We start from the raw sequence: 17,517 nt of genomic DNA on the forward strand, positions 1-17,517 counted from the left end.
ATTTTTTCGACGCATGTGCGCAAAGTCGGGCGCTACCCTAGCACGAACAAAAGTGACATGCGCGCTTGGTTTTCCCCACTAGAGTTTGTTGTCGACGACGCTTCGATAAGGGTAGGTTATCGGCCATGCGCGAAGGTGATGGACGAGCGAAGAAATATTGCGCGTTGCAGCGAAAATCGGCAGAAAAATGGAGAAAATTTAAAAGAAACGAAAGAACCGCGCGGCGAGCGCCGCGCGGGTGAAACATTGGTGCAGCTTCAGGCGCTCTTGAATCCGAGACGCTCGCACACCGTCTTCGAGGCCCACGCGCCGTTGAGCGTGTAGAAATGCAGCCCCGGCGCGCCGCCGTCGAGGAGGCGACGGCAAAGGCCCGTCACCACTTCGACGCCGAAAGCGCGAATCGATTCGCGATCGTCGCCGAAGCTTTCGAGACGGCGCGCGATCCACTTCGGCACTTCCGCGCCGCACATGTCGGAGAAGCGCATCAGTTGCGAGAAGTTCGTGATCGGCATGATGCCCGGCACGATCGGCACGTCCACGCCGAGCTTGCGCGCTTCTTCGATGAACCTGAAGTACGAATCGGCATTGAAGAAGTACTGCGTGATCGCGGAATTCGCGCCCGCCTTCACCTTGCGCGCGAAGTTCTCCAGATCGGCGCGCGGCGACTTCGATTGCGGATGAAACTCCGGATACGCGGCCACTTCGATGTTGAACCAGTCGCCGTGCTCCTGGCGAATGAACGCCACGAGCTCGGACGCATAGCGCAACTCGCCGACTTCGCCCATGCCCGAGGGCAGATCGCCGCGCAACGCGACGATATGGCGAATGCCGTGCTCACGGTACTGCGTGAGAATCGCGCGCAGATTCTCCTTCGACGAACCGATGCACGAAAGATGCGGCGCGGCTTCAAAGCCTTCCGCGGCCATTTCGAGCACGGTGTCGAGCGTGCCTTGCTGCGTGGACCCACCCGCGCCGAACGTCACGGAGACGAACTTGGGCGAGAGCGTCTTCAGTTCGGCGCGAGACGCGCGCAGCTTGTCCACGCCTTCCTGTGTCTTCGGCGGGAAAAACTCGAATGAAAGTTCGATCGGTTTCATGATGTTTTATGACGGACGGCAGCGTCCGTGCTTCAACGTCACCCGAAATTGCGATTCCCGAATATCAGCGCCGACAGCAGCCACGACACGATGCTGTACAGAATCGAGCCGAAGAACGCGGACCAGAAGCCCGATACTTCGAAGCCCTTCAGCAGCGACGAGCACAGCCAGAAACACAGCGCATTCACGACGAGTATGAAGAGCCCGAGCGTGACGATCGTCACCGGCAGCGTGAGGATGATGAGCACCGGTCTGATGATCGCGTTGATGAGCCCCAATACCACCGCGATGATGAGCGCCGTGCCGAAACTGCGAATGTGAATCGACGGCACCAGATACGTGATGATCAGCAGCGCGAGCGCGTTGATCAGCCATGTCAGCAGCACGGTCATCGAGGAATCTCCGGTTGATGCATTGAACCGCGGGCGTGGTGCTCACGCCCGCGCAAACTACGGCCGCCGCGTGCGATCAATAGCGATAGTGGTTGGGCTTGAACGGACCGTTCTTGTCGACGCCGATATAGCCGGCCTGCTCATCCGACAGCACGGTCAGCTCCGCGCCGATGCGGCCGAGGTGCAGGCGCGCGACCTTCTCGTCGAGATGCTTCGGCAGCACGTAGACCTTGTTCTCGTACTTCTTGCCTTGCGTGAACAGTTCGATCTGCGCGAGCGTCTGGTTGGTGAACGAGTTCGACATCACGAACGACGGATGGCCCGTCGCGCAACCGAGGTTCACGAGACGGCCTTCAGCCAGAATGATGATCTTCTTGCCGTCCGGGAAGACGATGTGATCGACCTGCGGCTTGATGTTGTCCCACGTGTACTGGCGCGTGGAAGCGATGTCGATTTCCGAATCGAAGTGGCCGATGTTGCAGACGATCGCGTTGTTGCGCATCGCCTTCATGTGGTCGTGGTTGATGACGTGGTAGTTGCCCGTCGCCGTCACGAAGATGTCGGCACGGCTCGCGGCGTATTCCATCGTCACGACGCGGTAGCCTTCCATCGCGGCTTGCAGCGCGCAGATCGGATCGATTTCCGTGACCCACACGGTTGCGCCGAGACCGCGCAGCGATTGCGCGCAGCCCTTGCCCACGTCGCCGTAACCGGCCACGACCGCGATCTTGCCCGCGATCATCACGTCGGTCGCGCGCTTGATGCCGTCGACGAGCGATTCGCGGCAGCCGTACAGATTGTCGAACTTCGACTTCGTGACCGAATCGTTCACGTTGATGGCCGGGAACGGCAGACGGCCGTCCTTTTCCATCTGATACAGGCGATGCACGCCCGTCGTGGTTTCTTCCGTCACGCCCTGGATGTGCGCGAGGCGCGTGGAGTACCACGTCGGATCGGCGTCGAGGTGCGTCGCGATCGACTTGTACAGCGCGACTTCTTCTTCGTTCGTCGGCTTGGCGATGACCGAGCGGTCCTTCTCCGCCTTCGAGCCGAGAATGAGCAACAGCGTCGCGTCGCCGCCGTCATCGAGAATCATGTTGGCGAACTGACCGTTCGGCCATTCGAAGATGCGGTGGCTGAATTCCCAGTACTCGTCGAGCGATTCGCCCTTGAACGCGAACACCGGCGTGCCGCCGTCGGCGATTGCCGCGGCTGCGTGATCCTGCGTCGAGAAGATGTTGCACGATGCCCAGCGCACGTCCGCGCCCAGCGCCGTGAGCGTTTCGATCAGCACGCCCGTCTGAATCGTCATGTGCAGCGAACCGGCGACGCGCGCGCCCTTCAGCGGCTGCTGCGCCTTGTATTCCTCGCGCGTCTGGATGAGGCCCGGCATTTCCGTTTCGGCGATGTCGAGTTCCTTGCGGCCCCATGCGGCGAGCGACATGTCGGCGACGACGTAATCTTTGGAATTTGAATCGAGAACTGCGGCGTTCATCACGCCCTCCTTTTCTAAAAAGACTAGAAATGTTGACGTGAGCGCCGTTCGATGCGGTGGCTCAGCGGGCGCCTTGATTGCGTGGCGCTTTCGAACCGTCCGGATTGAATGCTTCCGAGCCTGGCGGGCCAATTTTCGACAATTGCCCGTCGCAACGCTCCTCGGAAACGAACGCCGATTGTAGCAAAGCTTTATGCGACCAATCGTATTCCGTCGCTGCGATGCGGGCTTTGCGCGCTCAGAACGGAAGCGCGGAGAGAAGCGGCGCGAGCAGCACCATCGCGACGCCCGCGATCATCATGGTGAGACTCGCGACGACGCCTTCTTCGCTGCCGAGTTCGCGCGCCTTCGCGGTGCCGACGCCGTGCGCCGCCGCGCCGAACAACGCGCCGCGCGCGAGCCGCGTGCGCAACGGCACGAGCGCGAGCACGATTTCGCCGAACAGCATGCCGCAGACGCCCGTCGCGATCACGAAAAGCGCGGTCAGGTCTTTCGGCGCGTGGATTTTGTCGGAGACGGCGAGCGCGAAAGGCGTCGAGACGGAGCGCGTCGCGAGGCTGCGCTGCAGTTCCGGCGACAGATGCAGCAGCTTCGCGAGCATCAGCGAACCGCCGACCGCCACCAGAATCCCGACCGTCACGCCCACGGTGAGCGAAATCCAGTGACGTTTGATGAGCTCGCGATATTCATAGATCGGCACCGCGAACGCGACGGTCGCCGGGCCGAGCAGCCACATGAGCCAGCGCGTGTCGGCGTAGTAAACCGAATACGGAATGCGCGCCATCACGACGATGAGCGCAAGCACGGCCGGCACCGCCAGAAGCGGCGTGAGCCACGGCCGGCGGAAGCGCGCGTAGAGATGCTTGGCCGCGAAATACAGCGCGACGGTCAGCACGAAGCAGCCCGCCGCGATGAGCCGCGCGGCGTCGTCTTCGATAAGCGTGGCGAAAAAGTGGTTCATGTCGGCTCGCTCAGGCGCGCGCGGCATGCCGCGCCACGAGCGCGCGACGCAGCGCGAGGCGGCGTTCGAGGCGTGCCGCACGGTCCACCGCGAACGCGACGGCCACCATCACCATCAACGTTCCGCCGACGACGACCAGCGCGAGCCGCCAGCCGTCTTCCATGAAGAGGCCGCCGTACTGGACCGCCGCGACCGCCGCCGGAATGAAGAACAGCAGCATGTCGGAAAGCAGCCAGTCCGCGCCCGCCTTCACCCAGCGCGGCGCGATGCCGCCGCAGAACAGAAGCGCGAGCAGCGCGACCAGGCCGACCACGCCGCCCGGCACCGGCAGCGCCAGCTTGCGCGCGACGAAATCCGCCGCGACCCAGATCGCCGCGAGCGCGGCGGACTGCACCGCGACGCGCAGAAAGCGGCCGAAGGCGGATTGCGAGGGATTCGTGAGGACGGCGGACATGGCGGGCTTTTGACCTAGGGTTAACCTGTAGCCGAGTATATGGGCGCACCAAGCATAATAAAAATGAATTAACCTTATCCGAAATATTCTGAACTGGAATTCTGGAGCTGATCATGGAATTGCGCGCGTTGCGGTATTTCATCGAAGTCGTGAAGCAGAAGAGCTTCACCGCCGCCGCCGAGCACATGTTCGTGACTCAGCCGACCATCAGCAAGATGGTGAAGGCGCTGGAAGATGAAGTCGGCTCGCCGCTGCTTCTGCGCGAAGGCCGCCAGATGGTGCTGACGGACGCCGGGCAGATCGTCTATCAGCGCGGCGTCGAGGTGCTGGCGGCGCACGCGCGGCTGGAGGCCGAACTCAACGATCTCGGCACTTTCGGGCGCGGCACGCTGACGATCGGCATTCCGCCGATGGGCGGCTCGCTCTTCACGCCCGCCATCGCGGCATTCCGGCGCCGCTATCCGAAGGTCGAGCTCAAGCTGTTCGAGCGCGGCTCGAAGGCGATCGAAGCGGCGCTGATCGACGGCGAACTGGAACTGGGCGGCGTATTGCAGCCCGTCGATACCGCGATGTTCGACGTCCTCCCCGTCAGCCGGCAGCTCCTGTGGCTCGTCGCGCCGAAGGGATCGCGCTGGGACGATGCCCGCGAAGTCGCCCTCACCGATCTCGCCGCCGAGCCGTTCGTGTTCTACGGCGAGAGCCTCGCGCTCAACGACGTCGTGCTCAACGCGTGTCGCGCGGCGGGCTTTGCGCCGACGATCGTCGGACGCAGCGGGCACTGGGATTTCATGGCGGCGCTCGTGCAGGCGGGCATCGGCATTGCGCTGCTGCCCGCGCCGTATTGCCGGCGGCTCGACGCGAACGCGTTCACCTGTCGTCCCGTCGTGGCGCCGGAGATTCACTGGGACATGGCGCTCGGCTGGCGACGCAACGGTTATCTGTCCCATGCGGCGCGCGCGTGGATCGAGGTCGCGCGTGAAATGCTGCCCGCGAATCTCGATCAGGATTTCATGGCCGACGGCTTCCCGCGTGCGCGACCCGGCGATCCGGGAAACTGACGCGCCGAAACAAAAACGAAAAACGCGCCGGCCGCATTGAGCGGGCCGGCGCGTTTTTTCTGCTACTTCCGGGCGTTGGCCGAATCAGTTCAACTCCGTGAATGCGATCCGGCGATTTGCCGCGCGACCGCCGCGAGTCGAATTGTCCGCGACCGGATCGGCGTCGCCGAGACCTTCCGCCGCGAGCGTGTCCGCCGGCACGCCATGCTTGATCAGATAGCTGCGCACGGCCTGCGCGCGCTTTTCCGACAAGCGGAGATTCACCGCGTGGTCGCCGGAACTGTCCGTATAGCCGCCGATTCGCAGCTTGATCGGCTTGCCGGCCGCGCTGCATTCCTTCAGAGACTTGGCCGATTCGGCAAGTTCGTTCAGCGCCGCGCGCGGCAGCGCGTTCGACGCGAAACCGAAGTTGATCGGATGCAGATTCAGATTCTTCGCGGCGTCGCCGGGTGCGCACGCGGTGGCCGGCGCTTCGGCGGCGGCGACGGGCTTCGCTGCGGCCGTGGTGTCCGTTGCGGCGATCGCCCAGCCGTTGCCGAAGAACGCCTTCAGCTTGTCCAGCCAGCCGAGCTTCGGATCGCTCGCGCGGCCGCTCAGATCGATCTTGCCGCCCGCGATGCGCACTTGCGCGCCCGGCAGCGTCATGACGGGCAGCAGGCCGCCGAGTTTGCCGATCCACGTGGCCGGCTTCGTGTCCGAATCGACCGTGATGTTCGCGTGGAATTTGTCCGCGCCGAGCTTGGCCGCAAGCAGGTCGATCAACTGGCGCTTCTCGTCCTCGCTGTTGACCGTGGCGCTCAGCGTGGGAACGCCGGACGAATCGACGGCGAAGGACATCGTCGAATCTTTGCTCGGCAGCGCGACGGGCGCCGACGATGGATCGGCCGTGGCGATTGCCGCCGGCGCCGGTTCGGAAGCGGCCGTTGCGCTCGAACTCGAATCGGAGAGCGTATCGGGCTTCGCCTGGGGCGCGGCGTCCTGCTCCGGCGTGTTCGTCGAGCAGCCGCGGCCGAGCAGAGCCGCGAGCAGCGCGAGCGCGGCGGCGAACGCGATCCACCACCAGGTCTTCTTGCCGGCGTTCTCCTTCACGGGCTGCCCGGGCGCGACGGGCGCATCCAGCGGCTGCGAGAACGCCGCTGCTTCCAGCGTCGCCGGATGCTCGAGATGCGCTGCCACGGCCTTCAGCCGCGACGCGGCTCCGGCGAGGAACGTGCCGACCGAACCGAGACCGAGCGCATGCGCGAACGAGTCCGTCAGGTTCGCGCGCACCACGGGCAACTGATGGCCGAGGAGCGCCGGAATCTGGTCGGCAGTGCCGGCGTGCTGCGTGAGATGGCGCTTGAGCACGCCGAGGAGCGTCGCGCCGACCACGCCGATCAGCGTGCGCGTGGCGCTCGTCGCGACGCCCGTGTATTCGGCGACGCGCTCGGCGAGCACGTTGATGCCGTCAGTCGAGGCGATCGCCGTATCGGCTTTCGCGCCGGCATCGACGAGCGTTTTGAAGCCGTCGTCGTGAATCGCGAAATGCGGCAGCTCTTCGGCGATGAGCGCGTTCGTGCCCGGCGACATGATCGACGCGAACAGAGCGCGCGCGCCCTCCAGCGACGACGCCTTGTTCATCAGCGCGCCGATGAGCGCCGGACCAGAGAGCGACACCACGCGTTTGGCGGATTCCGGCGTGCAGCCGATGCGCCCGGCGATATGCTGCAGCACGCTTTCTGACAAAGCGCCCTGGACAAGCTGATTGAGGTTGATGCTCATTGAGAATGCTTCCGTGAAAGGCGTTATTGCATCCGCCCGAATAGGCGCGCCGATTATAGGTTCGGCCTCCTGCGCGTCATTGGGGCAGGATTAACAATCGGATTTGTCTCAGTGATTGGCGCTTTAGGACCGATCATCGGAAAGACGTGCGTATTTGTGAAAAGAACGATCCGTCTACACGTCCGATCTATGCGCGGCCTATGATTCCTGAATTCGAGATGGCGTCCGGAACAGTGGAACGGCTGTTGCGCCCGCCCGACAGTGACGCATCAGCGCGCCGCCGACCCGCGCGAAAAGAAGGAGACCGACGATGTCCGATTCCGCCGATCGCCCGTTCGGGCAGACACACGACGTCACCAATCAGGCGCCGCCGCTCGTCGGCTACGACGCGTTCGCCTTCGATCCGGCGCTCGTGGCCGCCGTCGGGCGCGAGGGCGCGCAATGGCACGCGGAAACGCTCTCGCGCGACGGCATGGCGCTGACGCAGCCGGACGTCGTCGCGCTGGCGGATCTCGCCAATCGCCATGAGCCGGAACTCGCGACGCATAATCCGCGCGGCGAGCGCATCGACGCCCTGGAGTTTCATCCGGCGTGGCACGAATTGTTGCGGCGTCTGCGGCACGAAGGCCTGCATTCGCTGCCGTTCGAGCCGTCCGCGCGCGCCGGATCGATGGCCGCGCGCTGTGCCAGCTACTATCTGCACGGCCAGCTCGAATCCGGCTCGCTGTGTCCGATAACGATGACCTTCGCGAGCATTCCGGTCCTGCGCAACGAGCCCGACCTGTTCGCGCGCATTGCGGGGCCGCTGCTGTCGCGTGAGCACGATCCGCGCGACATCCCGCTCGAAGCCGGCAAGCATTCGATGATGATCGGCATGGGCATGACCGAAAAACAGGGCGGCTCCGACGTGCGCAGCAACCGCACGCGTGCGCATGCGCTCGGCGTGGCGGGACGTGGCGGCGCTTATCGGCTGGTCGGTCACAAATGGTTCTTCTCGGCGCCGCAATGCGATGCGCATCTCGTGCTCGCGCGCACCGCCGACGAAGGCGGCCTGTCCTGCTTCTACGTACCGCGCTTCGCGCCGGACGGCCGCAAGAATGCGGTCCAGATCCAGCGGTTGAAGGACAAGCTCGGCAATCGTTCGAACGCGAGCAGCGAGGTGGAGTTCTTCGATGCCTACGGCCTGATGATCGGCGATGAAGGGCGCGGCGTGCCGACCATCATCGAGATGGCGAACTTCACGCGGCTCGATTGCGTGATCGGCAGCGCGGCGCTGATGCGCGCGGCGCTCGTGCAGGCGATCCATCACGCGCGGCATCGCAGTGCATTTGGCGCGCATCTCGCCGACCAGCCGCTGATGCGCAACGTGCTCGCCGATCTCGCGCTCGAATCCGAGGCGGCGACGGTCCTGTTCATGCGGCTCGCCGGCGCGTTCGAGCAGAGCGCCGCGCCGGGCGGAGCGCTCGTCGAGCGCGCGTGGCGGCGCATCGTGACGCCCGCCGCGAAGTTCTGGGTGTGCAAGCGCGCGCTCGAATTCACCGGCGAAGCGATGGAAGTCTGGGGCGGCAATGGCTACGTCGAAACCGGGCCGATGGCGCGTTTCTATCGCGAGGCGCCGGTCAATTCGATCTGGGAAGGCTCGGGAAACGTGATGTGTCTCGACGTGCTGCGCGCGTTCGAGCGCGAGCAGGACGCCGCGCACGCGCTTCTGGGCGACTGGAAGACGACGGCGGGTGCGCATCCGGCGCTGGCGGGCGCGTTGTCGTCGCTGGTCGGCATGCTGACGGGCGATCCGGCCGCGCGGGAGGCGTCGGCGCGGCGCATCGCGCAGCAACTCGCGCTATGCGCGCAAGGCGTGTTGCTGGCGCGGCATGCGCCGCAGGAAGTCGCGGATGCGTTCACCGAAACGCGGCTCGGCGATGCGCGCGGTGAAACCGGGCGCGTGTACGGCACGCTGCCCGTGCGGTTCGATCATGCGGGGATGGTTGCGCGGGCGTTTGGCGTCTAGCCGAAGGCTTCAGCGAATCCCCCGCCCCGACTCCCGCATCGGCTCCTCGTTCTCCAGCCGATAAACCCACGACAGCAATTCCGCCACCGCCTGATACAGCGCGGGCGGAATGTGCGCGTCGAGATCGACCTGCATGAGCAGCGACACCATTTCCGGCGACTCGTGCACGTACAGGCCCGCTTCCTTCGCGCGCTGCACGATCATTTCCGCGACCATGCCATAGCCCTTCGCGACGACGCGCGGCGTGCCCTCGCGATTGCCCGCCTCGTAGGCGAGCGCGGTCGCCTGCCTGCGCGTGTACGGCGGATGATCCTGGCCGCTCATGCGTCACTCCCTTCGCCCTGCTGCGGACGAAACAGATGTTCGAGCGGCGAGCGCACCGGCTTTTTCGCGGCGGCATTGTCGCCGGACAGCGCGAGATCGGTCACGCCGTCCATCGAGCGAACCGAAAGCGACGCCAGCGCGATGCCCGCCGCTTCGAGCTGACGCGCGAACGCGGCGCCATCGGCGGCGAGACGGCGCGCGCCCGCATCGCCCGCCTTGATGCGCGCGACGAGCTTTTCGCCCGTCAGCACGAGTTCGGCATCGACGGTGCCGAGCGCAGGCAGCGACAGCGTGATGCGCGTGCGCCACGCGCGTTCGTCGGCGGCGTCGTCGGCGGTGCGCGCATCGCGCGGCTCGCGGGCGACTTCCCATTCGAAGCGCGTGCCGGGCCACGCCTCGCCCTGCCAGCGGAATTGCTGGTTCGCGAGCACGTCGAGTTGCTGGCGCACGACATTGAGCGTCGCCGGATGAATACCCGCCGCCACCGACGCCTGCAGCGCCGATTCCTGCGGGCTCGGCTGCGCGGCCAGCGCGTTCGCAGAATTGCCGCTCTGCGAATTCGACAGCGCCGACGGCGGCGCATCGCGCACCGACGCCGCGAGCGCCGCCGCCTGCTGTGGCGTCTGCGGCGTGGCGACCGGGCGTCCGTGAAAGTCGGGCAGATCGGGCGTGAATTGCGGCGCGCGGGCGTCGTCCAGCCATGCGTCGCCGGGCGTCGCGCCGTTAGCGAGATCGAACGGCAAGGCCATCGAACGCGCATCGGCGCGCGCCTGCGGCTCGTTGCCGAGCGACGCCGCGCTGCGCTGGCCCGCGAGCCATTGCACCAGATGCGATTCGTAGAAAAGCCCGCTTTCGTCGACGGTTTTCGCCAGCGCGGTCGCGATGGCGGCGGCGGGCAGCGGCGGCAGATTCTGCGTCGCGGCGCGTGCAGCGGCGACGGCGGCGGCATTGGAAGAGAAAGCGGTATCGAAGAGGCCGGTCGTGAGCGCGGCGAAGGCGCTCGCCGGGCGCGGCGGCGTCGGCCAGAGCGGGGCGTCGCCGGTCAGCGCGGGCGTCGCGCCGCCGAATCGCGAGATAACGTCGAGCGTGCGCGCGACGCTGGAGAACGCAGTTTGCGCCGATGCCGCCGGCGCGGCCGCTCCGGGCGGCGTGCCGACGGTCTGCGGGATGTCCGCTTGCGTCGTCGTCTGTCCGACGCTCGCGCCGGTCACGCCGCTGCCGCTCACCCCGCCCGGCGCGCGAATCGCGGACAGCAGGAGCTCGGTGCGGTTGGCGAGCAACGATGCGATCGCGGTATCGAGTCCTGTCATGCCCACATCCTCAATATGCGCCTCGGCCGGGCGCGGACAACGCCTAGCGCAGTCCGATCATTTTTTTCAGTACGCGAGCCGGGCGGTTGACCGTGAAAAGCGCCGACAGACGCGCGAGGCTCGGCGACGTCAGATCGCGAATCGCGGCATCGTCGGCAAGAATCTTCTTCACGAGGTCAAGCTTGCGCGCCCGGGCGTTGTCGTCGAGGTCCGAGCCGGAATCCACCTGCTTGAGCTGGTCGATCAACTCGCGGTAGGTGCCCTGCAACGCCTTCAGCTCGCTCCATTCACCGCCGCGCGCGGCCGCCAGCATCTGTCCGGAAACCGCGGCGATGGCTTCGTAGTGGGCGAAATATTCTTGTGTCGTCTTCATTCTTTCGAGGCAGTCGACTCGCATCCCGTCACACGGGCGCGGCGGTCATTTGCGCCACTTCCGGTCCAATTCCCACCCATGCTTCTTCGAGCGTCGCGAGCAGATTGTCGACCTCCACGAGCATCGCCTCATCCTGCTTCAGATTCGCCTCGAGCAGCCGGTGCGTCATATACGTGTACAGCGCGTCCAGCCGCTGCGCGATTTCGCCGCCCGCATCCTTGTTGAGCGCCTGCTGCAAGCCGCTCTCGATGATGCTGATGGCCTTGCTGATCGCCGTGCCGCGTGCGCCGACGTTGTGCTGCTGCAGGTGCATGCGCGCCTGCGCGATCGCCTGGCGCGCGCCCTGATACAGCATCACGATCAGCCGGTGCGGGTTCGCGCCCATCACCCCCGTCTGCACGCCCACGCGTGCGTAGGCGTTGGCTCCAGCGTGTCCTGGGGAATACATCTCTCGATTCTCCTTATGCGATGCCGCGGCATTCCGCTTCAAACGGACGCCGTGCCGCTCGTCCTGATCCGTGTGCGCCCGGCAAAACCGGTCCGGGCAAACGAACCATCGTTCGCCGTGCCGTTATCGGGGTTATCGGAGAAACGCGGCAAAGCTTTAGGACTCAAGGCTCTGGAGCCGTCGCTGCGAAGATGGGGCTGGATCGCGAAGGCGGCGTCAGACGGAGATCTGCATGATGTCGTTGTAGGCCGACACGAGCTTGTTGCGCACCTGCAGCCCGAACTGCAGGCCGACGTTCGCTTTCTGCATGTCCACCATCACGTCGTTGAGCGACACGTTCGGCGCGCCGATCTCGAACGCGTGCGCCTCGCCGAGCGCCTTGGTCTGGTTGTCGCTGATCTTGTCGATGGACGATTTCAGCGCCTCCGAGAAACTGCCGACGCTCGCCGCGCCCGATGTCCCGCTCTGTCCGGTGACGGCGCCCGACGCGCTGGTCGGACCGGACGTTCCGCCGGCGGCTTGCGAAGCCATCGACTGAATGGCGGAGAGCGCGGCGGAAAGCGGATTGATCGGAAAGTTCATGTTGACTCCGGTGACAGGAAATAGCCGGCGGAAACGCGTCCGAAGGCGGGACGGGCCGCGCCGCTCGTGGCGGTGGCCTGGGTTTCGGCGCCGCATGTGCGGAGGTTCGCCGAGTACGAAAAAGATTAGCAGCCGGCGGTTTTTCAAAGCGCGGGAAGAACGGGGAAAACCCCGCTCTATTCGCCGAATCGACTTGCAATCTTCTGCGGATAATCCCCATCGTGAAAAGTCCTCCACCGCCGCTTACATGAGAAGCGGGAAGCGGCGGGAGGAGAACCTCAGGATTCGGAGCTTCGACGCTAAATGGATACGCCCAACAACTCACTCATCACGCCCGACGCCAGAATGGGCCTGGCGGGCGCACAACCGGGTGCAGCCGGCACGGCCGCGGCCCCCGGACTCGCGGGTGGCGCGGGCGCCGACTTCGGCGGCTTCGCGCAGCGCGTGCCGATGCTCAACCAGTTCCGCTCGAATCCGCGCGTGCCGCTCATCGTGGCCGTCGCGATTCTGGTGATGGTGATCGCCGGCCTCGTCATGTGGTCGCGCCAGCCGGACTACCGCGTCCTCTTCTCCAATCTCTCCGATCGGGACGGCGGCGCAATCGTTACCGCGCTCCAGCAGGGCAACATTCCCTACAAGTTGTCCGACGGCGGCGGCGCCATTCTCGTGCCGGCCGAGCAGGTTCACGAAACGCGTCTGCGTCTCGCGAGCCAGGGCTTGCCGAAAAGCGGCTCGGTCGGCTTCGAGCTGATGGACAACCAGAAGTTCGGCATCAGCCAGTTCGCCGAGCAGATCAACTATCAGCGCGCGCTGGAAGGCGAGCTGGAACGCACGATCGGCGCGATTTCGTCGGTGAAGTCGGCGCGCGTGCATCTGGCGATTCCGAAGCCGAGCGTCTTCGTGCGCGACAAGGAACTGCCGACCGCCTCCGTGATGGTCAATCTGTATCCGGGCCGCGTGCTCGACGAAGGCCAGGTGGTCGCGATCGCGCACATGGTCGCTTCGGGCGTGGCGGACATGCCGGTCAAGAACGTGAATATCGTCGATCAGGACGGCAACCTGCTCACGAGCCAGAGCGCCGCCAGCGGCCTCGACGCGTCGCAACTGAAGTACGTGCAGCAGATCGAGCACAACACGCAAAAGCGCATCGACGCGATCCTCGCGCCGCTCTTCGGCGCCGGCAACGCCCGTTCGCAGGTGAGCGCCGACATCGACTTCTCGAAGCTCGAACAGACCGCCGAAAGCTACGGCCCGAACGGCAACCCGCAAAGCACGGCGATCCGCAGCCAGCAGTCGAGCGAATCGAGCGAAACGACGGGCAGCGGCGCGTCGGGCGTGCCGGGCGCGCTGTCGAACCAGCCGCCGCAGCCGGCGTCCGCGCCGATCGACGCGGCGGCATCGGGCGCGGCCGGCGCGAAGTCCACGCCGCAGAACCAGCGCCGCGACACGACGACGAATTACGAAGTCGATCGCACCGTGCGTCATTACGAGCAGGCGACGGGCGGCATCAAGCGCCTGTCGGTGGCGGTGGTCGTGAATTACGACAAGAAGGTCGACGCGAAAGGCAACGTCACGATGACGCCGCTCGCCGCGGACAAGCTCGCGCAAGTCCAGCAGCTCGTGAAGGACGCGATGGGCTTCGACGAGAAGCGCGGCGACTCGGTGAACGTGGTCAACAGCGCGTTCTCCGCCGATCTGAACGTGACGCCGGACGCGCCGTGGTGGCGCACCCCGCAGATGATCGCGTGGGGCATTCAGGCGGCGAAGTACGTGGGCATCGGCATCGTCGGGCTGTTCCTGTACTTCAGCATGGTGAAGCCGGCGATGCGCCGCGCCTTCCCGCCGCCGCCCGAAGCCGCGCCCACGCTCGGCGCACCGGATGAACTCTCGCTGCTCGATGGCCCGTCGCTCGACGGCGGCCAGACGAAGGAAGACGAGGAACAGGATGCCGAGGTCAGTCTCCTCGGTCATGAAAGCAAGAAGGCCAAATTCGATCGCAACCTCGACTACGCGCGCATGGTGGCGCGTCAAGACGCGCGAATCGTTGCGACGGTCGTAAAGAACTGGGTGTCCGATGAACGCTGAAGGCCTGAACAAAGCCGCTCTCCTCCTGATGTCGATCGGTGAGGAAGAAGCCGCCGAAGTATTCAAGTATCTCGCTCCGCGCGAGGTGCAGAAGATCGGCGCGACCATGGCGGCGCTGAAGAACGTGACGCGCGAACAGCTCGACAACGTGCTGACCGAATTCGTTTCGGAAGCGGAGCAGCACACCGCGCTGTCGCTCGATTCGAGCGAGTACATCCGCTCGGTGCTGACGAAGGCGCTCGGCGAAACCAAGGCCGGCGCGCTGATCGACCGTATCCTGCAAGGCAGCGATACGAGCGGCATCGAAGGCCTGAAGTGGATGGACTCGGGCGCGGTCGCGGAACTGATCAAGAACGAGCATCCGCAGATCATCGCGACGATCCTCGTGCATCTGGACCGCGATCAGGCTTCGGAAATCGTGTCGCTGCTGGCCGACCGCCTGCGCAACGACGTGCTCTTGCGCATCGCGACGCTCGACGGCATTCAGCCCGCCGCGCTGCGCGAACTCGACGACGTGCTGACGACGCTCCTCTCCGGCAGCGACAACCTGAAGCGCGCGCCGATGGGCGGCATTCGCACGGCAGCCGAGATTCTCAACTTCATGTCGAGCAATCACGAGGAAGGCGTCATCGCGAACGTGCGCGAATACGACGCCGAGCTCGCGCAGAAGATCATCGACCAGATGTTCGTGTTCGAGAACCTGCTCGACCTGGAAGACCGCGCGATCCAGCTTCTGCTGAAGGAAGTCGAGTCGGAAACGCTGATCGTGTCGCTCAAGGGCGCGCAGCCGGCGCTGCGCCAGAAGTTCCTGTCGAACATGTCGCAGCGGGCGGCCGAACTGCTCGCCGAAGACCTCGATTCGCGCGGTCCGGTGCGCGTGTCGGAAGTCGAGCAGCAACAACGCAAGATTCTGCAGATCGTCCGCAATCTCGCGGAAAACGGGCAGATCCAGCTAGGCGGCAAGGCGGAGGATGCATATGTCTGACGCCCGCGTGCAGAAGACTCCGCTCTCGGCGTATCAGCGCTGGGAAATGGCGTCGTTCGATCCCGTCGAAATCAAGGTCGACAACAGCGCGGCGGAACAGGCCGCGCTCGAAGCGCACCTGCGCCGCGTCGAGGAAGACGCGCATCAGCAGGGGCTCGCGAAAGGTCATGTCGCGGGCCAGGCGCTCGGTTATCAGGCCGGTTACGAGCAAGGTCAGGCGAAGGGTTTCGAGGACGGCCGCAAGGAAGCGCTCGAAGAGGCCGCGCGTCTCGCCGAAATCGCCGATGCGTTCAAGACCGCGCTGCAAGCCGCCGATGCGGCCATCGCGGAGTCGCTCGCCGAACTCGCGATCGATATCGCGCAGCAGGTCGTGCGCCAGCATCTCGCGCTCGATCCGACCGCGCTCGTCGCCGTGGCGCGCGAAGTGATCGCCGCCGAGCCCGAGCTTTCGGGTGCGCCGACGCTCGTCGTGAATCCGGCCGACATGCCGATCGTCGATGCCTATCTGAAGGACGAACTCGAGGCCGCCGGCTGGACCGTGCGCCCCGATCCGGACGTCGAGCGCGGCGGCTGCAAGGCGCACGCCGCGACCGGCGAAATCGACGCGACCATCGTGTCGCGATGGGAGCGCGTCGTGGCTGCGCTGGGGAGAAACAAGCCGTGGTGAGCCGAATCACTCAGGATGGTTTGAGCGAGCTGGAACAGGAACTCGCGCGTGCGTCGTTCGGCCCGCTCGCCGCCGATGAATCCGCCGGCGAAGATTCGGCCGACGAGCTGGCCGCGCGCACCATCGCCGAACTTGCCGGTATCGCCGGCAATCCGCACATCGATTCATGGCGCGAGAAGCTCGACGCGCTGCGCTCGCGCAATGCCATCGCGAAACCGCTGCGTCCGTGTGGGCGTCTCACGCGCGCGGCCGGTCTCGTGCTGGAAGCGGTCGGCCTGAAGATGGGCGTCGGCTCCGAATGCATGATCGAACTGCCGCCGGGCAGCGCGATTCCGACCGCCGAAGCCGAAGTCGTCGGCTTTGCGGGCGACAAGCTCTTTCTGATGCCGACCACCGAAGTGGCCGGCCTGTTGCCCGGCGCGCGCGTTTATCCGCTCGAAAGCGCGCCGATCAACGATCCGATGGCGGGCGCGAAGCGCTTGCCCGTCGGCTGGGAAATGCTCGGCCGCGTGGTCGATGCATCCGGCCGTCCGCTCGACGGACTCGGCCCGCTCGGCGCGAAAGTCGATGCGCCGCTGTCCGCGCCGGTCATCAATCCGCTGAATCGCGAGCCGATTCACAAGGTGCTCGATGTCGGCGTGCGCGCGATCAACACGCTGCTGACGGTCGGGCGCGGCCAGCGCATGGGCCTGTTCGCGGGTTCGGGCGTCGGCAAGTCGGTGCTGCTCGGCACGATGGCGCGCTACACGAGCGCGGAAGTGATCGTGATCGGGCTGATCGGCGAACGCGGCCGCGAAGTGAAGGAATTCATCGAGCAGATTTTGGGCGAGGACGGTCTCGCGCGCTCGGTGGTCGTCGCGGCGCCGGCGGATGTGTCGCCCGTGCTGCGCATGCAGGCCGCCGCGTACACGACTTCGCTCGCCGAATATTTCCGCGATCAGGGCAAGCACGTGCTGATGCTGATGGATTCGCTGACGCGCTACGCGATGGCCCAGCGCGAGATCGCGCTCGCGATCGGCGAGCCGCCCGCGACGAAGGGTTATCCGCCGTCGGTGTTCGCGAAGCTGCCGGCGCTCGTCGAGCGCACCGGCAACGGCCCGGAAGGCGGCGGCTCGATCACGGCGTTCTACACCGTGCTCACCGAAGGCGACGACCAGCAGGACCCGATCGCCGATTCGGCGCGCGCGATTCTCGACGGCCATATCGTGCTGAACCGCTCGCTCGCCGAGGCGGGGCACTATCCGGCCATCGACATCGAACAGTCGATCAGCCGCGCGATGACCGCGCTCATCGACGACAAGCATCTCGAACGCGTGCGTCTGTTCAAGCAGATGCTTTCGCGTTATCAGCGCAACAAGGATCTGATCAACGTGGGCGCGTATTCGAGCGGCCGCGATCCGTTGCTGGACCGCGCGATCGCGTTGTATCCGCGCATGGAGTCGTTCTTGCAGCAGGGTTTTCGCGAGCAGGCGCCGTTCGAGCCGAGCATCGCGATGTTGAATCAACTGTTCGAATAA

Annotated in this window: 17 protein-coding genes and 1 riboswitch; of the genes, 6 read left to right on the top strand and 11 right to left on the bottom strand. The window is 65.5% G+C overall.

Going from position 1 to position 17,517, the window contains the following annotated elements:
• Window positions 1-257: 257 nt before the first annotated feature.
• The 5 genes from metF to NOV72_RS06540 form a co-directional block, all read right to left on the bottom strand.
• Window positions 258-1,097 carry a methylenetetrahydrofolate reductase [NAD(P)H] gene (gene metF / locus NOV72_RS06520; protein ID WP_106853793.1) on the bottom strand — a complete coding sequence of 280 codons (840 nt, stop codon included), beginning with the start codon at window positions 1,095-1,097 and terminating at the stop codon, window positions 258-260.
• Between the two features lie 38 nt (window positions 1,098-1,135).
• Window positions 1,136-1,489: a phage holin family protein gene (locus NOV72_RS06525; protein WP_106853794.1), complete on the bottom strand. Its 354-nt coding sequence runs from the start codon at window positions 1,487-1,489 to the stop codon at window positions 1,136-1,138.
• Between the two features lie 76 nt (window positions 1,490-1,565).
• Entirely contained in the window at window positions 1,566-2,984 is a 1,419-nt protein-coding gene (ahcY, locus tag NOV72_RS06530) for an adenosylhomocysteinase (protein ID WP_106853795.1), read from the bottom strand.
• 32 nt (window positions 2,985-3,016) lie between these two features.
• Window positions 3,017-3,153: riboswitch (S-adenosyl-L-homocysteine riboswitch) on the bottom strand.
• Window positions 3,154-3,222: 69 nt separating this feature from the next.
• Window positions 3,223-3,945 carry an LrgB family protein gene (locus NOV72_RS06535; RefSeq protein ID WP_106854043.1) on the bottom strand — a complete coding sequence of 241 codons (723 nt, stop codon included), beginning with the start codon at window positions 3,943-3,945 and terminating at the stop codon, window positions 3,223-3,225.
• Between the two features lie 10 nt (window positions 3,946-3,955).
• Entirely contained in the window at window positions 3,956-4,399 is a 444-nt protein-coding gene (locus NOV72_RS06540; protein WP_106853796.1) for a CidA/LrgA family protein, read from the bottom strand.
• Between the two features lie 113 nt (window positions 4,400-4,512).
• Here NOV72_RS06540 and NOV72_RS06545 point away from each other — a divergent pair, with 113 nt between their 5' ends.
• The gene (locus NOV72_RS06545) at window positions 4,513-5,457 is read left to right on the top strand and encodes a LysR family transcriptional regulator (RefSeq protein WP_106853797.1); all 945 of its coding nucleotides are present in this window, start codon (window positions 4,513-4,515) and stop codon (window positions 5,455-5,457) included.
• A gap of 84 nt (window positions 5,458-5,541) precedes the next feature.
• Here NOV72_RS06545 and NOV72_RS06550 read toward each other — a convergent pair whose 3' ends face one another.
• Complete coding sequence (locus NOV72_RS06550; protein ID WP_106853798.1) at window positions 5,542-7,218, bottom strand: OmpA family protein; 1,677 nt, start codon at window positions 7,216-7,218, stop codon at window positions 5,542-5,544.
• 310 nt (window positions 7,219-7,528) lie between these two features.
• Between NOV72_RS06550 and NOV72_RS06555 the strand changes: the two genes are divergently transcribed.
• Complete coding sequence (locus NOV72_RS06555) at window positions 7,529-9,226, top strand: isovaleryl-CoA dehydrogenase (protein ID WP_106853799.1); 1,698 nt, start codon at window positions 7,529-7,531, stop codon at window positions 9,224-9,226.
• A gap of 9 nt (window positions 9,227-9,235) precedes the next feature.
• Here the strand turns inward: NOV72_RS06555 and NOV72_RS06560 are convergent, their stop codons facing one another.
• The 5 genes from NOV72_RS06560 to fliE form a co-directional block, all read right to left on the bottom strand.
• Window positions 9,236-9,550, bottom strand: a complete 315-nt coding sequence (locus NOV72_RS06560) for an EscU/YscU/HrcU family type III secretion system export apparatus switch protein (RefSeq protein ID WP_106853800.1) — start codon at window positions 9,548-9,550, stop codon at window positions 9,236-9,238.
• Complete coding sequence (gene fliK / locus NOV72_RS06565) at window positions 9,547-10,860, bottom strand: flagellar hook-length control protein FliK (protein ID WP_106853801.1); 1,314 nt, start codon at window positions 10,858-10,860, stop codon at window positions 9,547-9,549. The genes NOV72_RS06560 and fliK overlap by 4 nt, the downstream gene beginning before the upstream one ends.
• Window positions 10,861-10,903: 43 nt before the next feature.
• Window positions 10,904-11,233: a flagellar protein FliT gene (locus tag NOV72_RS06570; protein WP_106853802.1), complete on the bottom strand. Its 330-nt coding sequence runs from the start codon at window positions 11,231-11,233 to the stop codon at window positions 10,904-10,906.
• Between the two features lie 28 nt (window positions 11,234-11,261).
• The gene (gene fliS / locus NOV72_RS06575; protein ID WP_106853803.1) at window positions 11,262-11,681 is read right to left on the bottom strand and encodes a flagellar export chaperone FliS; all 420 of its coding nucleotides are present in this window, start codon (window positions 11,679-11,681) and stop codon (window positions 11,262-11,264) included.
• A 216-nt stretch (window positions 11,682-11,897) separates the two neighbouring features.
• Window positions 11,898-12,263, bottom strand: coding sequence for a flagellar hook-basal body complex protein FliE (fliE, locus tag NOV72_RS06580; protein ID WP_106853804.1), 366 nt, complete (start codon window positions 12,261-12,263; stop codon window positions 11,898-11,900).
• Between the two features lie 303 nt (window positions 12,264-12,566).
• Between fliE and fliF the strand changes: the two genes are divergently transcribed.
• From fliF to fliI, 4 genes are read left to right on the top strand one after another with little or no spacing between them, the layout of a single operon-like run.
• Window positions 12,567-14,348: a flagellar basal-body MS-ring/collar protein FliF gene (fliF, locus tag NOV72_RS06585; protein ID WP_106853805.1), complete on the top strand. Its 1,782-nt coding sequence runs from the start codon at window positions 12,567-12,569 to the stop codon at window positions 14,346-14,348.
• Window positions 14,338-15,333 carry a flagellar motor switch protein FliG gene (gene fliG / locus NOV72_RS06590; protein ID WP_035499267.1) on the top strand — a complete coding sequence of 332 codons (996 nt, stop codon included), beginning with the start codon at window positions 14,338-14,340 and terminating at the stop codon, window positions 15,331-15,333. The genes fliF and fliG overlap by 11 nt, the downstream gene beginning before the upstream one ends.
• Window positions 15,326-16,000 carry a flagellar assembly protein FliH gene (gene fliH / locus NOV72_RS06595; protein WP_106853806.1) on the top strand — a complete coding sequence of 225 codons (675 nt, stop codon included), beginning with the start codon at window positions 15,326-15,328 and terminating at the stop codon, window positions 15,998-16,000. Before fliG ends, fliH begins: the two co-directional genes overlap by 8 nt.
• The gene (gene fliI, locus NOV72_RS06600) at window positions 15,955-17,517 is read left to right on the top strand and encodes a flagellar protein export ATPase FliI (protein ID WP_106853807.1); all 1,563 of its coding nucleotides are present in this window, start codon (window positions 15,955-15,957) and stop codon (window positions 17,515-17,517) included. Before fliH ends, fliI begins: the two co-directional genes overlap by 46 nt.

Source organism: Caballeronia novacaledonica (genome assembly GCF_900258035.1).
Taxonomy (GTDB): domain Bacteria; phylum Pseudomonadota; class Gammaproteobacteria; order Burkholderiales; family Burkholderiaceae; genus Caballeronia; species Caballeronia novacaledonica.

Bases quoted from the DNA above. Each gene is read 5' to 3' on its own strand.
- metF (WP_106853793.1), bottom strand. From the start codon at position 1,097: ATGAAACCGATCGAACTTTCATTCGAGTTTTTCCCGCCGAAGACACAG.
- NOV72_RS06525 (WP_106853794.1), bottom strand. From the start codon at position 1,489: ATGACCGTGCTGCTGACATGGCTGATCAACGCGCTCGCGCTGCTGATC.
- ahcY (WP_106853795.1), bottom strand. From the start codon at position 2,984: ATGAACGCCGCAGTTCTCGATTCAAATTCCAAAGATTACGTCGTCGCC.
- NOV72_RS06535 (WP_106854043.1), bottom strand. From the start codon at position 3,945: ATGAACCACTTTTTCGCCACGCTTATCGAAGACGACGCCGCGCGGCTC.
- NOV72_RS06540 (WP_106853796.1), bottom strand. From the start codon at position 4,399: ATGTCCGCCGTCCTCACGAATCCCTCGCAATCCGCCTTCGGCCGCTTT.
- NOV72_RS06545 (WP_106853797.1), top strand. From the start codon at position 4,513: ATGGAATTGCGCGCGTTGCGGTATTTCATCGAAGTCGTGAAGCAGAAG.
- NOV72_RS06550 (WP_106853798.1), bottom strand. From the start codon at position 7,218: ATGAGCATCAACCTCAATCAGCTTGTCCAGGGCGCTTTGTCAGAAAGC.
- NOV72_RS06555 (WP_106853799.1), top strand. From the start codon at position 7,529: ATGTCCGATTCCGCCGATCGCCCGTTCGGGCAGACACACGACGTCACC.
- NOV72_RS06560 (WP_106853800.1), bottom strand. From the start codon at position 9,550: ATGAGCGGCCAGGATCATCCGCCGTACACGCGCAGGCAGGCGACCGCG.
- fliK (WP_106853801.1), bottom strand. From the start codon at position 10,860: ATGACAGGACTCGATACCGCGATCGCATCGTTGCTCGCCAACCGCACC.
- NOV72_RS06570 (WP_106853802.1), bottom strand. From the start codon at position 11,233: ATGAAGACGACACAAGAATATTTCGCCCACTACGAAGCCATCGCCGCG.
- fliS (WP_106853803.1), bottom strand. From the start codon at position 11,681: ATGTATTCCCCAGGACACGCTGGAGCCAACGCCTACGCACGCGTGGGC.
- fliE (WP_106853804.1), bottom strand. From the start codon at position 12,263: ATGAACTTTCCGATCAATCCGCTTTCCGCCGCGCTCTCCGCCATTCAG.
- fliF (WP_106853805.1), top strand. From the start codon at position 12,567: ATGGATACGCCCAACAACTCACTCATCACGCCCGACGCCAGAATGGGC.
- fliG (WP_035499267.1), top strand. From the start codon at position 14,338: ATGAACGCTGAAGGCCTGAACAAAGCCGCTCTCCTCCTGATGTCGATC.
- fliH (WP_106853806.1), top strand. From the start codon at position 15,326: ATGTCTGACGCCCGCGTGCAGAAGACTCCGCTCTCGGCGTATCAGCGC.
- fliI (WP_106853807.1), top strand. From the start codon at position 15,955: ATGGGAGCGCGTCGTGGCTGCGCTGGGGAGAAACAAGCCGTGGTGAGC.